The 14,792-nt window shown below is 41.1% G+C and carries 12 protein-coding genes and 1 pseudogene; 6 read left to right on the top strand and 7 right to left on the bottom strand.

The window, feature by feature from the left end; all coding sequences use genetic code 11:
* The 5 genes from G337_RS26520 to dnaA form a co-directional block, all read right to left on the bottom strand.
* Positions 1-264, bottom strand: a 264-nt coding sequence (locus G337_RS26520; RefSeq protein WP_211235820.1) for a transposase domain-containing protein, incomplete at its 3' end; no start/stop codon positions are given.
* Between the two features lie 124 nt (positions 265-388).
* Positions 389-2,818 (bottom strand): DNA topoisomerase (ATP-hydrolyzing) subunit B, encoded by a 2,430-nt coding sequence (gene gyrB / locus G337_RS0117235; protein ID WP_028865004.1) that lies wholly within the window; start codon positions 2,816-2,818, stop codon positions 389-391.
* A gap of 11 nt (positions 2,819-2,829) precedes the next feature.
* Positions 2,830-3,909 carry a DNA replication/repair protein RecF gene (recF, locus tag G337_RS0117230; protein WP_028865003.1) on the bottom strand — a complete coding sequence of 360 codons (1,080 nt, stop codon included), beginning with the start codon at positions 3,907-3,909 and terminating at the stop codon, positions 2,830-2,832.
* A 51-nt stretch (positions 3,910-3,960) separates the two neighbouring features.
* Entirely contained in the window at positions 3,961-5,064 is a 1,104-nt protein-coding gene (dnaN, locus tag G337_RS0117225; protein ID WP_028865002.1) for a DNA polymerase III subunit beta, read from the bottom strand.
* Between the two features lie 13 nt (positions 5,065-5,077).
* On the bottom strand, positions 5,078-6,451 hold the full coding sequence (dnaA, locus tag G337_RS0117220) for a chromosomal replication initiator protein DnaA (protein WP_028865001.1): 1,374 nt from the start codon (positions 6,449-6,451) through the stop codon (positions 5,078-5,080).
* A 529-nt stretch (positions 6,452-6,980) separates the two neighbouring features.
* On the opposite strand from dnaA, the gene rpmH reads away from it, so the two are divergent.
* The 6 genes from rpmH to G337_RS0117195 all read left to right on the top strand — a co-directional run bounded on the left by rpmH (position 6,981) and on the right by G337_RS0117195 (position 12,069).
* Positions 6,981-7,115 carry a 50S ribosomal protein L34 gene (gene rpmH, locus G337_RS28280; RefSeq protein WP_084605455.1) on the top strand — a complete coding sequence of 45 codons (135 nt, stop codon included), beginning with the start codon at positions 6,981-6,983 and terminating at the stop codon, positions 7,113-7,115.
* A gap of 10 nt (positions 7,116-7,125) precedes the next feature.
* Complete coding sequence (rnpA, locus tag G337_RS0117210; protein WP_026339355.1) at positions 7,126-7,482, top strand: ribonuclease P protein component; 357 nt, start codon at positions 7,126-7,128, stop codon at positions 7,480-7,482.
* Positions 7,449-7,709, top strand: a complete 261-nt coding sequence (gene yidD / locus G337_RS28275; RefSeq protein WP_084605453.1) for a membrane protein insertion efficiency factor YidD — start codon at positions 7,449-7,451, stop codon at positions 7,707-7,709. The genes rnpA and yidD overlap by 34 nt, the downstream gene beginning before the upstream one ends.
* An 18-nt stretch (positions 7,710-7,727) precedes the next feature.
* Positions 7,728-9,389, top strand: coding sequence for a membrane protein insertase YidC (yidC, locus tag G337_RS0117205; RefSeq protein WP_028865000.1), 1,662 nt, complete (start codon positions 7,728-7,730; stop codon positions 9,387-9,389).
* Between the two features lie 84 nt (positions 9,390-9,473).
* Positions 9,474-10,841 carry a tRNA uridine-5-carboxymethylaminomethyl(34) synthesis GTPase MnmE gene (gene mnmE, locus G337_RS0117200; protein ID WP_028864999.1) on the top strand — a complete coding sequence of 456 codons (1,368 nt, stop codon included), beginning with the start codon at positions 9,474-9,476 and terminating at the stop codon, positions 10,839-10,841.
* A 304-nt stretch (positions 10,842-11,145) separates the two neighbouring features.
* Positions 11,146-12,069: a porin gene (locus tag G337_RS0117195; RefSeq protein ID WP_028864998.1), complete on the top strand. Its 924-nt coding sequence runs from the start codon at positions 11,146-11,148 to the stop codon at positions 12,067-12,069.
* Between the two features lie 115 nt (positions 12,070-12,184).
* Here the strand turns inward: G337_RS0117195 and G337_RS29245 are convergent, their stop codons facing one another.
* Positions 12,185-12,394, bottom strand: a complete 210-nt coding sequence (locus G337_RS29245; protein WP_245597674.1) for a PepSY domain-containing protein — start codon at positions 12,392-12,394, stop codon at positions 12,185-12,187.
* A gap of 114 nt (positions 12,395-12,508) precedes the next feature.
* A pseudogene (locus G337_RS29240) lies at positions 12,509-12,577 on the bottom strand (PepSY domain-containing protein); the annotation flags it as partial.
* Positions 12,578-14,792: the final 2,215 nt, after the last annotated feature.

Genomic DNA, 14,792 nt, shown 5'->3' with positions numbered 1-14,792 from the left:
GGAATACATTTCATCTGGATTGGTTTGCAGGGCAATATCCAAAGAACCACAAACTTCTTTAATAGAACGATTACGCATCAAGCCCATCATAATAATGAGCCACATAGCTTGCTCTGCGGGTAAGCGACGTCGTCGAATGCTGGCTTTTTGAGTGCTAAATAATGCTTCTTCGATCCATTTAGCATCAATAGCGGTCAATACGTTGTCATATGAATCTTTGTTTTCAAATGATTCATAAACTAATTCCATTTCTTGATTAAACAAAAAAAATCCCCAACCTTAAATAAGATTGAGGATTATGATCTATCTGCAAGATCGTTCAAGTTTTCTTAAACGATCGGCATTAAGCATAATTAGCTGGCTTTTTCTGTGCTGTTTTTAAATCGGATTAAAGGTCGATATTACCAACACGCAGTGCATTCTTTTCAATGAAATCTCTGCGTGGTTCTACATGGTCACCCATTAAAGTAGTAAACAGCTGATCTGCACCAACGGCATCTTCAATAGTAACCTGAAGCATATGGCGGGCATTAGGATCCATTGTTGTTTCCCATAACTGACCCGGGTTCATCTCACCCAGTCCTTTATAACGCTGCAGGTAAAGGCCGCGTTTTGATTCATTCATCAGCCAGTTAACCGCATCAACAAAGCTGTCTACGTCTTTTCTACGTTCACCGCGTTTGATGTATGCACCGTCTTCTAACAGACTTTGAATCTCCGTACCCACAGATACTAATGATTTATAACCTTCTGAACCGAAAAACTCTTCATCAAGAGTAAAGTGAGCATCAACACCGTGTTTACGTACGGTAAAGATAATATTATTACTTAGCTCATCTTCAGACTGAACAACTTCTGAGTCGTAAATTGTGCCCTCTAAATCTTCAAGATTTAATGCAGCCGTCACTTCTTTTGCCCATTCTGCAACAACAGTCTGCTTGGCTAGATCTTCTAAGCTTAATTCCGGCTGGTAGATAAGTTTATCTAAAATAACCGAAGGATAACGGCGTGCTAGACGAGTGATAGTTTCCTGAACGCCGCGGTAACGCTGAATTAAACCTTCAAGTGCAAGTCCAGAAATTCCAGGCGCTTCTGCATTGACATGCAGAGAGGAATTCTCCATCGCTAAAGTGGTTAAATAGGTCTGCAGATCCGCTTCATCTTTGATGTAGTTTTCCTGCTTGCCTTTTTTAACTTTATATAGAGGCGGCTGTGCAATATATACAAAACCATTTTCGATCAGCTCCGGCATTTGCCGGAAGAAGAAGGTTAATAACAGAGTACGGATATGTGAACCATCGACATCGGCATCGGTCATGATGATGATACGGTGGTAACGCGTTTTTTCCGGGTTATATTCATCACGGCCGATACCGCAGCCTAAAGCGGTAATTAAGGTCGCGACTTCCTGTGAAGAGAGCATTTTATCAAAACGTGCTTTTTCAACATTCAGAATTTTACCTTTAAGCGGTAAGATGGCCTGATTTTTACGTGAACGACCCTGCTTAGCACTACCGCCAGCAGAGTCCCCTTCCACAATATACAGTTCAGAAAGTGCCGGATCTTTTTCCTGACAGTCCGCTAATTTACCCGGCAGTCCGGCTAAATCTAATGCACCTTTACGGCGGGTCATATCACGTGCTTTACGCGCCGCTTCACGAGCACGGGCTGCATCAATAATTTTAGAGGTGATAATTTTCGCTTCAGACGGGTTCTCTAACAGAAAGTCCTGTAAGTTTTCACCCATTGCACTTTCAACAATCGGACGAACTTCAGATGAAACTAAGCGGTCTTTGGTTTGTGATGAGAACTTAGGATCAGGTATTTTTACGGAGATAACCGCTGTTAGTCCCTCGCGTGAATCACCGCCTTCAGTTGCTGTTTTATTTTTGTTGTTTTTAACTTTTGCTAATTCGGCTTCCATGTAGGCATTCAGAGTTCGCGTTAAACCGCCGCGGAACCCGGTCAGGTGAGAGCCACCATCGCGCTGAGGAATATTATTAGTGAAACAGAAGATGTTTTCCTGGAAACCGTCATTCCACTGCATAGCAACTTCGACGCTGGTGCCGTCATCATTGTCTACAGAGAAATGGAATACTTTCTGATGTACAGGGTTTTTATTCTGATTTAAAAATTCAACAAATGACTGAATACCGCCTTCATAACAAAAGTGATCAGATTTATCTTCTTCTCGTTTGTCGACAAGCTTGATTGATACACCTGAGTTTAAGAAAGAAAGTTCACGCAAACGTTTAGCTAAAATATCGTAATGAAACAGCGTATCTGTAAAGGTTTCTTTACTCGGCCAGAAACGAATTTCTGTACCAGTCTGCTCTGATTCACCAATAACAGCTAAAGGTGCTTCCGGTTCACCGTGAATATAACTCTGCTGATGAATTTTACCGTGACGTTTAATGGTTAAACGTAATTTGCTGGATAGTGCGTTTACAACCGAAACACCAACACCGTGAAGTCCGCCGGATACTTTATAAGAGTTATCATCGAATTTACCGCCGGCATGTAATACGGTCATTATAACTTCTGCTGCTGACACCCCCTCTTCTTCATGGATATCAACAGGAATACCACGGCCGTCATCGCGTACTGAAACAGAACCATCGGTATGGATGGTTGCTATAATGTCACTACAGTGACCTGCTAATGCTTCATCAATTGAGTTATCAAGGATCTCGAACACCATGTGGTGCAGACCTGTACCATCATCGGTATCACCGATATACATACCAGGGCGCTTACGTACAGCATCTAACCCTTTTAGTACTTTAATACTTGACGAATCATAACTATTCTCAGCCATAAAACTTTCACCTATTCTACTGTAATCTTGCCGTGTTCCACGTGAAACACAGTGCGTTCCTGCCCAAATAATGTCTCTATATCATTTTTTTCAATGACACTGATAAACACTTGAGCATCGGAGTTTGAAATATGTTTTGCTAATATCTGTTGTCTGTTCTGATCTAATTCAGAACTAAAGTCATCAATTAAAAAAACACACTGTTTATTGTTAAAAGAGTTTAAAAATAACCCTTGTGCTAACCGTAATGCATAAACAAGCAGTTTTAACTGCCCTCTTGATAATACATCATTAACTGGCAGGCCGTTGATTTTAAAGCGTATATCTGCTTTTTGAGGGCCGGCTGTTGTATAACCAAGCTGTTTATCGCGGTTAAAGTTAGCTGTTAAATAATCCTGCAGTGATTTATTGTTTTTATCCCAGCCGCAAAAGAACTGACTGGTAATTGAGAAATCAGGTAGAAAATCTGCAATGGTCTGATTTATTAATGGTATTAGTAAATCAAAATATGCCTGACGCTGTCTGCTGATTTCATCACTTAAAAGACAAAGTTCATTATCCCATACTTGGAGCTCATTGTAAGTTTTACATTGCTTTAAAGCTGCATTACGCTGCTTTAACAGCCGCTTTATGCGGGCCCAGTTGTTGTAAAACAGAGGTTCATGATAAAAAACCCCCCAGTCAAGAAAAGCCCGGCGGTTTTTAGGGCTTCCTGAGAGCAGTGCGTAACTTTCCGGGGTGATCAGCTGCAGGGGTAAATATTGTGTTAATGCGGCTAGCTTTTTAGCATGGCTGCCGTTGATTTTGAGTAATGTGTCACCCGTTTTCGATTTCTGCAGCCCGACAGGAACAGACATACCCTCATTATTAAATTCGCTGTAAAGGATGAATTCTTTGTGGTCGTGGGCAATAACACGATTAGTCAGATGAGTGCGGAATGATCGCCCTAATCCCAGAAAATGAATAGCTTCCAGCAGTGAGGTTTTTCCGCTGCCGTTGGCGCCGACTATCAAGTTTATTTTGCGGTTAAAGTTCAGCTCTGCGCTGTTTATATTACGGAACTGATGGATAGCTAATTTAGCTAAAGACATAAACTGAAACTCCTTAAATTTTCATCGGCGGCTTTAAGGGCTTCAGTTTTGTTATAAACGCATCGGCATTAAAACATAAAGTGAGTCATCGCTATCAATAGACTCAATTAATGCACTGTGATCTGAGCTGCTGAATGTTATTTTTACCTGCTCACTTTTAAGTGTATTAAGAACATCCAGAACGTAACTGACATTAAAACCAATTTCCAGATCTGCAGACTGGTAATCAACATCAATATACTCTTCTGCTTCTTCTCGTTCCGGATTATTAGCGGTGATCTGGAGCAGGTTTTCAGAGAGGGTTAAACGTACGCCTCGGAATTTTTCATTAGATAGAATAGCTGCACGGGAAAAGGCCTGTTTCAGTGTTTCACGGCCGGAAATCAGTTCTTTATCACCGTTACGAGGGATAACCCGGCGGTAGTCTGGAAATCTTCCGTCTACCAGTTTGGTGGTAAAGACAAAACCGTTAATAATAGCGCGCAGATTGTTCTGACCGATCTGAATAGTAACATCAGCCTGGTCATTATCGAGTAACTTAACCAGTTCAATTACGCCCTTTCTCGGCACAATAACTGACTGCTGTTCAATACTCTGGTTTAAAGCAATCGCACAGGAAGCAAGACGGTGGCCGTCGGTTGCTACGCTGCGTAGTGTCTGTTCTGATGCTTCAAAGTACATGCCGTTTAGATAATAACGGACATCCTGACTAGCCATGGCAAACTGGGTAAATTCGATCAGTTTTTTGAATTCGACCTGTGCAACTGTCAGTTCAATAATGCTCTGCCATGATTCAATATTTGGAAAATCAGCCGCTGGTAATGAAGACAGCAGGTAACGGCTGCGTCCGGAACGGACAGTCACCCGCTCATCTTTTACCTGAAAGGTAATTTCACAGGGATCCGCTAGGCCGCGGCAGATATCTAACAGCTTACGTGCCGGAACGGTAATCACACCATCCTGCGACGGTTGTTCAAGTGTAACCTGTGCAATCAGCTCTACTTCAAGATCTGTTCCAGTCAGACTTAATAAGTTGTCTTTAACTTCAATTAATATATTACCCATAATAGGCAGTGCCGGGCGTCCGCCGGCGACTGAACCGACTACAAGCTGTAACGGGCGAAGAAATGCTTCTCTGGATATTGAAAACTGCATAATCTGACTTACCTTACATCGACAGTGTGCGAATTAGAATTTTATAATCTTCCTGGATATCGTTATTTTCACGACGTAATTCACTGACTTTGCGGCAGGCATGTAAAACTGTGGTGTGATCGCGTCCGCCGAATGCTTCACCGATTTCCGGCAGACTGTGCTGAGTCAGCTCTTTAGCTAATGCCATGGCAATCTGGCGAGGACGGGCTACGGTGCGGGTGCGGCGTTTTGACGACATATCCGATGTTTTAATACGGTAATGTTCAGCAACCACTTTTTGAATGTTATCAATGGTTGTTTGTTTGGTATGAACCGCCAGCATATCACGCAGCGCATCCTGTACCAGTGAGATAGTGATATCCTGACCGGTAAACTGGGCTTTAGCCGAGATATTGGCAATTGCCCCTTCTAAAACACGTACATCGGTAATAGTCAGACGTTTGGCAATAAAGAAGGCAACATCGTCCGGCAGTTTCAAGCCGCGTTCTTCTGCTTTAGTAATTAGAATCGCAACACGTGTTTCCAGCTCCGGCGGATCAATCGGAATAGATAATCCCCAGCCGAAACGTGTACGCAGACGCTCATCAATACCTTCAATCTCTTTCGGAAAGCGGTCACTGGTTAAAATCACCTGCTGATGCGCATCTAACATCGAGTTAAATGTCTGGAAAAGAACTTCTTGAGAGCGGTCTTTACCGGCAAAGAAATGAATATCATCAATCAGCAGTGCATCAAGTGATGCGTAATATTCTTTGAACTGTTCGATAGTATTATTACGGATAGCATTAATCATATCCTGAACAAAACGTTCAGAACGAATGTAAACCACTTTACTGTCCGGGTTTTCTGCAACAATCGCATTGCCTACGGCATGTAATAAATGTGTTTTACCTAAACCCGGATGTGCATATAAAAATAACGGGTTATAAACATCACCTGGGTTTTCTGCTATCTGCTGGGTTGTTGCGATTGCAAAGTTATTTGATTTACCTTCAACAAAATTTTCAAAGGTGTACTTTTTAATTAAATTACTTTTATGAGCAACACTGTTTGTCTGCACTTCTCCTTCCCATGGCTGAGAAGAATTTGCTGCAGGAGCTGCTGCTTTTAGCGGTTTTGTTTCTGTTGAGTTAGCGGTGCCGACTAATAAACGGATCTGGATCGGCTGCTGCACATTTTCCAGAGCTGCAATCTGCTGGATTTTACTTTCAATAAGATCCATATATTTGTTACGTACCCACTCGCTGGTATATTTATTCGGCGAGTAAAGAGAAAGCGTGGAGTTGTTGAATTCCGCTTGTAAAGGACGTAACCAGGTGCTGAAGTCTCCCGTTGACAGTTCATCTTTTAATTGTGCTAAGCACTCTTGCCAAATTGCGAGGGACATCACTAACTCCAGTTATTAATTTCGGGCGGATAATTCTACCGATAAGATCCGCATTTCGCTAGAAGATCTGTGAATAAATATGTAAAAAAGATCCTTGTGTTTACTTGAATTAGATGCGGGTCTGACAGGATCTTTAATAATAAGCAGAGGTTAACAGGCGGCGGGGATCTATTTTATGTTTGAAGATCGCCTGCTGACTGCTCTTTATTAAGGCAAAATAAACAAAGATCATAGTAAGATCCTTGCTTATTAATTACGCTTCTATATAATCCCCTCACCCAAACTTTCGAGTCTGGATCACAGTTTTAATTATCCTTATGAAGTTAATTCTTTTTGAGGAAATTATTTAATGTGCTTGAAAGAAGCATCTCTGATTGACTTTTGGTCGATCAATACATAGAATTCGCTCTCTTTTTAATCGGCTAACTCTTTTTCTTTATTATTTGTGATTTACTCTATGAGTGATTTACCAATAATAAGCTAAAAATATTAGCTACTGTACAGTACTTAACAATAAGTGGAAAAGAGCATGAAACGTACTTTTCAACCTAGCAACACTAAGCGTAAGCGTTCACACGGTTTCCGAACTCGTATGGCGACCAAAAATGGTCGTGCAGTACTAGCTCGTCGTCGTGCTAAAGGCCGCGCAAGCTTAAGCGCATAATTTACCAGACGTGGTGAATTATTCGTTTTCTCGGGAGTTACGTCTGTTAACTCCCGAAGATTTTCAACCCGTTTTTAAAAATGCTGTTCCAGCAGTTTCTCCACATCTGACTCTTCTCGCACGTAAAAATACCCTAGATCACCCGCGCATAGGAATGGCTATTCCTAAAAAGCATATTAAGCATGCTGTCGGGCGTAATCGTATTCGTCGTATCGTAAGAGAGCAATTCCGTCATCAACAACACCAACTTCCGGCAATTGATATTGTGGTCATTGCTAAGGCGGGTATTGCTGATTTATCAAATCAAGAAATTAATAAGATATTAGATAAATTATGGCGAAAATTAGTGCAGCGCTGCAATGGGTAGTTATTAAAATAATTCGGGTTTATCAGATATTCATTAGCCCAATGATAGGTCCTCGTTGTCGTTTTACGCCAACTTGCTCTCATTATGCGATCGAAGCGATAAAAATACATGGTATTATAAAAGGATGTTGGCTAGCGGGCGCCCGTCTTATAAAATGTCAGCCTTTAAGTGAAGGTGGTTACGATCCTGTACCTGCTTGTTGCGCTAATAAAAATAAACCTAAATAAAAGAGATTAAAAAACGTTATGGAATCACAACGCAATTTACTTTTACTCGCACTGCTGTTTGTCAGCTTTTTGCTTTATCAGGCATGGGTCGTGGAAAAAAATCCTCAACAGGATCCGCAGACACAAGCAGTCGCGACTGAACAAGTTAACTCATCAGTACCGTCAAGTACTAATTTTAGCGCCGATGTTCCTGCGTCTTCACAAACAGCTGCTGTGAATGAAGTACCCGCTGAACAGCCGGCCGGCAAGTCAGTTATTTTAGAAAATGACCAGTTACGTTTAGCAATCTCGTTACTTGGTGGTGATGTTATCTCTGCTGATTTATTAGAGCATGATATCGAATTTGATTCTGAAACTCCTTTCCGCTTATTAGACAGCGGTAACGGCTTCACTTATATCGCGCAAAGCGGTCTGATTGGACAAGGTCCGGATGCAAATAAAAAAGGCCGCCCTTTTTACAGTGTAGATAAGACAGAGTCAGTACTTGCTGACGGTCAGACTGAAGTGTCAACAGCCCTTCGTTTTGTTGATGATAAAGGTAATGTATTTACTAAAACCTTTACTCTGAAACGCGGTGAATACGTTGTTAATGTTTCTTATAACATTGAAAATAACACAGCAGAGCCGTTAAACGTGCAGTTATATGCGCAGTTAAAAGAGTCTTTAAAAGAAACATCAACGAATATGATGATGCCGGTATATCGTGGTGGTGCTTTCTCAACGAGCGATACGCGTTACAGTAAATACTCTTTTGATGAGATGAAGGACGGTGCATTAAACAAAACGACTGAAGGCGGCTGGGTTGCTATGCTGCAGCATTACTTTGTATCAGCATGGATTCCATCTCCTACAGAGCAGAATCACCTGTACAGTAATATCATTCAAAATAAAGATGCCGCCATTGGTTTTAAAGCGCCGCTGAAAACCATTGATGCAAACAGTACTTCAGAAATCAGCACTAAGCTGTGGGTTGGTCCTAAATTACAAGACAAGATGGCTGAAACAGCTAATCATCTTGATTTAACCGTTGATTACGGCTGGTTATGGTTTATTGCTCAGCCGATGTTCAAGCTGCTGATTTTCTTCCAGGGAATTGTTGGTAACTGGGGTGTTGCGATTATCCTTATTACATTTACTGTAAAAGGTGCACTTTACCCGCTGACCAAAGCACAGTACACGTCAATGGCGAAGATGCGTTTATTACAGCCTAAGATTCAGGCACTGCGTGACCGTTACGGTGAAGACCGTCAGAAAGTCTCTAAAGCTATGATGGAACTGTATAAAAAAGAGAAAGTTAACCCGCTTGGCGGCTGTTTCCCTATCCTGCTGCAGATGCCTATTTTCATTGCCCTGTACTGGTCATTAATGGAGTCAGTTGAACTGCGTCATGCACCGTTTATGTTATGGATTCAGGATCTGTCAGTACAAGACCCGTACTACATCATGCCTATCCTGATGGGTGTGAGCATGTTCTTTATTCAGAAGATGTCTCCAAATACAGTACAGGATCCGATGCAGCAGAAAATTATGAAGTTCATGCCTGTGATCTTTACTTTCTTCTTCTTGTGGTTCCCGGCTGGCCTAGTACTTTACTGGCTGATGAGTAACGTTGTTACTCTGGTTCAACAGACACTAATCTATCGCAGCTTTGAAAAACAAGGTCTAAGCGATAAGAAATAGCTTTGTCGATAACGCAGAGTTAAAATAAAAGGCGGCTTATTAAAGCCGCCTTTTTTTATTTGTTAATTTTTTTAGGAATAAACCATGATCAAAGCTACCGATACAATTGTTGCTCAAGCGACCGCGCCTGGTCGTGGTGGTGTAGGTATTGTCCGTGTTTCAGGGCCGGATGCTGAAGCTGTGGCAAAAATCATTCTCGGTAAAGTACCGAGAGTACGTTATGCCGAATATCTGCCTTTTAGTGATCAAAACCAGGATGTATTAGATCAAGGTATTGCTCTGCTGTTTAAGGCGCCGAATTCATTTACCGGAGAAGATGTATTAGAGCTTCAGGGGCATGGCGGCCCGGTGGTCATGGATATGCTGATTAAAGCTATCTTAACCATTAAAAACATCCGCAGTGCTAATCCCGGTGAGTTTTCTGAACGCGCTTTTATGAATGACAAGCTCGATTTAGCGCAGGCTGAAGCGATTTCCGATCTTATTGAAGCAACATCCGAGCAGGCTGCTAAAAGCGCTTTACACTCTCTGCAGGGCGAGTTCTCTGAGAAAATATATCATCTTGTTGAAAGCTTGATTCATCTGCGTATCTATGTAGAAGCATCCATTGATTTTCCTGAAGAAGAGGTCGATTTTTTAAGTGACGGTAAAATTGCCAGTGATTTATACCAGATTATTGATAATTTAAACGCGGTACAAAAACAGGCAAAACAAGGTGCTATTTTACGAGAAGGTATGAAAGTTGTGATTGCCGGGCGCCCGAATGCCGGTAAATCGAGCCTGTTAAATAACCTTGTTGGTAAAGAGAGTGCCATTGTTACAGATATTGCCGGGACTACCCGTGATGTAATGCGTGAGCATATCCATATTGACGGCATGCCGCTGCATATTATTGATACTGCAGGTTTACGTGAAGGTGCCGATGAAGTTGAAAAAATCGGTATTGAGCGCGCCTGGGCAGAGATCAATAACGCAGACCGGGTTTTATTTATGCTTGATGCAACCACTACAGATGCACAGGATCCCCATGAAATATGGCCTGATTTTATTGATAAACTTCCTGAAAATATCGGCTTAACGGTTGTCCGTAATAAGGCTGATTTAACTGGAGAATCATTAGCTGTAACTGAAGATCATGACCATCCTGTATACCGTATTTCAGCTAAAACCGGCTTAGGTGTTGATGCTCTTAAAGAACATTTAAAAGATATTATGGGTTACCAGAGTAATAGTGAAGGCGGATTTATGGCGCGCCGTCGTCATTTAGAAGCGATCGATAACGCTCAGAGGCATCTGCTGGAAGGAAAAATTCAACTCGAAGAGTTCCAGGCAGGTGAGCTGTTAGCTGAAGAGCTGCGCTTAACGCAGCAGTACCTTAGTGAAATTACCGGAGAGTTCACTTCCGATGATCTGCTTGGGCGAATTTTCTCAAGTTTCTGTATTGGTAAATAATTAAACCTTAATTCCCGGAGCAGCTTGTTTGCGGGTATTTGCAGCATGCAGAAGAACAGTTTTACTGTTTTAAACCCTTTCCATTGAATAAAAAAGCCGCTAATTTTGCGGTTTTTTTTGTATTCCTATTGATATTGATAGTGATTATCATTAAGATTCGTTTCTTTGAAATGAAGCAATATGAACTTTCGATGACAGTCACCGTTTGTCACAAATATGTCACAGCGCAAAGTTAAGCTTCATTTCGTGAGCAGCCGTAGAGCTGATAAAACTAAACCTTTAACTAAACGAACACGGAAGAATTATGAAAAAAACTTTATTAGCAGCAGCAGTATTAGCAAGCTTTGTTTCAGGTGCGGCAAACGCGGCAGATGTTTACGAAAAAGACGGTACTAAGTTATCTGTAGGGGGGCGTGCAGAGGTTCGCGGGCTGTTCAGTGATTCGGTTGAAGGCACAATGGAAGATAAAAGCCGTGCGCGTATCCACTTTGCCGGTGAAACTAAAATATCAGACAACTTAACTGGTTTTGGTTTTGTGGAATATGAGATAGACAGGCAGGACGGCTCAACAGAAGTTGATAATCGCTACTTGTATGCTGGTCTTTCAACTGCTGCTGGTGACTTTTCTTACGGCCGTCAGAATACAGCAAACGTGCAGATTTCAGACATGACTGATATTGCCTCTGAGCATTCTGGTCAGCAGCAGCACATTGACGCTTCATCAGACAAACAGAGTAATAACTTCTTATATGCGGGCAGCTTCTTAAACGATGCTTTATCACTGCAGGCAAACTACATTGCCAGTGATAAGAAAGATGGCGATTCAGCGGCTCTGTCTGCATTGTACTCTCTGGATTTTGGTGTAGATTTAGGTCTTGCTTATACTGACGAAGGTGAAAAAAAGCAGGTAACTGCGGGGGCTGCATATACATTAAACAAGCTTTACCTTGGTGCAACTTACGCCGCTGGTGAAATAGCGGAGAGCGATGACTTTACTTCACTAGAGCTGGCTGCTCAGTATAAATTTACTAAAGAGTTCCGTATGTTAGCTATTTACGGTATGGCTGAGCAGGATAAAGCCGGGACTAAAACAGATACACAGGACTTTGCCGCTTTAGAAGCACAGTACCGCTTTAACAGCACAATCCGTACTTACGCTTCTTATAAATTTGATAATTTAGACGGCGGGGAAGATGAGCTGTTAGTAGGTCTTCGTTACAGCTTCTAAGCTTTATAAGCCCCTTGAATGTTAACCTGCTGTCAGTGCATGGCAGGTAAGAATTAAATAAAAAGGGCTGCCGAAGCGGCCCTAATTTAACGGTTATCACTCAAAGGATAGAGAGTTAACCGTGATAGTTTCTTTTGATAGGGATTATCTCACCGGTCACCACGTCAATAATAAGCTCGTTATCATTTAACAGCTCAATTTCGTAGAAAGTTATGCCTTTTTTGTTTTCCAGTTCTAATTCAACAACGCTGGAGCCGTAATTTTTTTGAATTTTATTGATACTTGCCTGAAGGTCAAACTTAGATGTATCTAACTGATTAAGCATGGCCTGGTCTTTATCATCCAGCTTATTAAAAGCGGCTGCAGTTAAACGAGTTCTTTCATCTTTTAATAACTTACCATCTGCAGTACTAAACTTTAGCTTGTGCTCTATCCCCTCTTTTTCATTGATAACTTCTATTTCAAAAACGGCTTGATGATTATAATCATCCAGTTTTAGTTCGGTTATTTTACCTGGGAAGCTGTCTGTGTTTTTTTCAACGGCTTGTTCAATTGAGAAATTAGCACGTTTTAAGGCTAGCGGCCGCCGCGAAAGAAGTTAGCAGCAGTGCGCTAGAGAAAGCAATGCGTTTAATAAATTTCATATTTATGTCCAGTTGTTTAAGTGATGAGGCAAGTTTAGCAAAGTAGCTTAGACAGAAGATGAACAGATTGTTACAAAAAATTAACAATTAGACGGCTTGAAAATGGAGTCTTAACTCTATGGTAATCGGGAAGTTTTAACTGATTTTATAAATTATTAAAGTGCAGTGATAAAAATAATCATACATATAAAAGGTTTTCAGCAGCTTTTCGCAGAACTAAATTTTTAAGCTGATCCGGCCGTTGTTTCTCTGAACGCTTTATCTATTCACGTTAACTGTTTTGGTTTTATTTTCTATATGAAAACAATTCAATTCGTACGAGTTAGATGGATATTTCACCATAAAATTAAGTGCGTAGGAGATTGACCATTGCTCTTGGCAGATATCCTGCTGTTGATATGCTGAATTAAGGGGGAATTAATTCATGCTTGCACTGTAACCAATTGAATTTGTAGTGTTATTTGTATTTGTCTTGACACTTCTTGAAAAAGATTGTGTTTTAAGGGGCATATTTAGCGGCATTGCGACGTATTATTTATATCACAAGGAAGGAGAATGTTTTACAGGATGTAAAACAGTCAACGGAAGATACAGAGAGAACAACAGGATGTTGTTAATGATAAATATGGATTATTTATCAGGTTTGGATGACAAAAGGACACTCCTAGATTAGGAGCATATAAAGCGGGATTGTTTTATATATCAGGATGATAAAGGAACAAACTGCAGGATGCGGTTAAGGATCACTTCCAGGATGGAAGGTTAATAATATCCAGGACAGATATTGTTAAGTCAGGACGGCAAAACAGGGACACTTCTAGGACAGAAGTTTATAAAACGGGATTGTTTTATATATCAGGATGATAAAGGAATACACTGCAGGATGCGGTTAAGGATCACTTCCAGGATGGAAGATTAATAATATCCAGGATTGATATTATTAGGTCAGGATGACAAAACAGGGATACCTCCTAAGGAAAGGGAGATGACTGATAAGCAGGATGTTTATCTAATAGGGACATAAAAAGGATGCGGCCGAAGGATCGGTAAGTGGATGCCTAGGATTGGCATAGTCAAACGGATGTACTGCAGGGAGCATCAACTATCACGGACTAGGTAGAGTGACTAAAATAAGGGCAGCTTCGGCTGCCCTTTCCTTTTTACAGCCGTTAATCTCACCATTTTAAGCTCTATGCTGTAAGACATTACAGCAGTAATTCTTTTATAGAAACCTCAATAATACAAGCCGTTATTTTTTGTTTGCCTGTTAAAAAACAGGCAGATAGATTGATTTTACGGCATTTACTGGACAAATAATTCATTTTATAAAATATGTCTTGTGAGAGATTGACCATTGCCCTGCGCAGAGATCCTGCCTGTTAAGTGCCGAATTCTGACTTATTTGATCAGTGGTTTTCTGTAAGGTGTTGAATTTACTGGGTTGTTTGTTTTGTGCTTTACATTTCGCGGAAAAAAAATGTTTTTGCATACAATATTTAAGACCGTTCCGACGTATTATTTATACCGCAAGGAAGGAGAATGTTTTACAGGATGTGAAACAATCAACGGAAGATGCAGGACAGCAACAGGATGTTGTTAATGGTAAATAAGGATTATTTATCAGGTCAGGATGACAAAAGGACACTCCTCGGATGGGAGCTTATAAAACAGGACTGTTTTATATATCAGGACGATAAACGGAACAAGCTGCAGGATGCGGTTAAGGATCCCCTTCTAGGATTGAAGGTTAGTAATATCTAGGATTGATATTATTAAGTCAGGATGACAAAAGAAGGACACCTCCTAAGGAAAGGGAGATGATTGATAAGCAGGATGTTTATCTCATACGGATGTAATAAGGATGTACCCAAAGGACTGGGAAGTGGACGCCTTGGACAGGCATAGTCAAACGGATGTACAGCAGGGAGCATCAACTATCACGGATTAGATAGAGTGACTAAACTTAGGGCAGCTTCGGCTGCCCTTTCCTTTTTCTACGATTTATTTATCTGCAGCTCATCTTTAAGAAAACTTAGCTAACATCAAGAGCCCTGGCAGCACTTTCTTTTTTCTACGATT

This window comes from Psychromonas aquimarina ATCC BAA-1526 (assembly GCF_000428725.1).
GTDB classification, from domain to species: Bacteria; Pseudomonadota; Gammaproteobacteria; order Enterobacterales; family Psychromonadaceae; genus Psychromonas; species Psychromonas aquimarina.
This window is presented reverse-complemented; position numbering and strand designations above follow the sequence as displayed.

Coding starts and splice junctions, on each gene's coding strand:
- gyrB (WP_028865004.1), bottom strand. CDS start 2,818: ATGGCTGAGAATAGTTATGATTCGTCAAGTATTAAAGTACTAAAAGGG.
- recF (WP_028865003.1), bottom strand. CDS start 3,909: ATGTCTTTAGCTAAATTAGCTATCCATCAGTTCCGTAATATAAACAGC.
- dnaN (WP_028865002.1), bottom strand. CDS start 5,064: ATGCAGTTTTCAATATCCAGAGAAGCATTTCTTCGCCCGTTACAGCTT.
- dnaA (WP_028865001.1), bottom strand. CDS start 6,451: ATGTCCCTCGCAATTTGGCAAGAGTGCTTAGCACAATTAAAAGATGAA.
- rpmH (WP_084605455.1), top strand. CDS start 6,981: ATGAAACGTACTTTTCAACCTAGCAACACTAAGCGTAAGCGTTCACAC.
- yidD (WP_084605453.1), top strand. CDS start 7,449: ATGGCGAAAATTAGTGCAGCGCTGCAATGGGTAGTTATTAAAATAATT.
- yidC (WP_028865000.1), top strand. CDS start 7,728: ATGGAATCACAACGCAATTTACTTTTACTCGCACTGCTGTTTGTCAGC.
- mnmE (WP_028864999.1), top strand. CDS start 9,474: ATGATCAAAGCTACCGATACAATTGTTGCTCAAGCGACCGCGCCTGGT.
- G337_RS0117195 (WP_028864998.1), top strand. CDS start 11,146: ATGAAAAAAACTTTATTAGCAGCAGCAGTATTAGCAAGCTTTGTTTCA.
- G337_RS29245 (WP_245597674.1), bottom strand. CDS start 12,394: ATGCTTAATCAGTTAGATACATCTAAGTTTGACCTTCAGGCAAGTATC.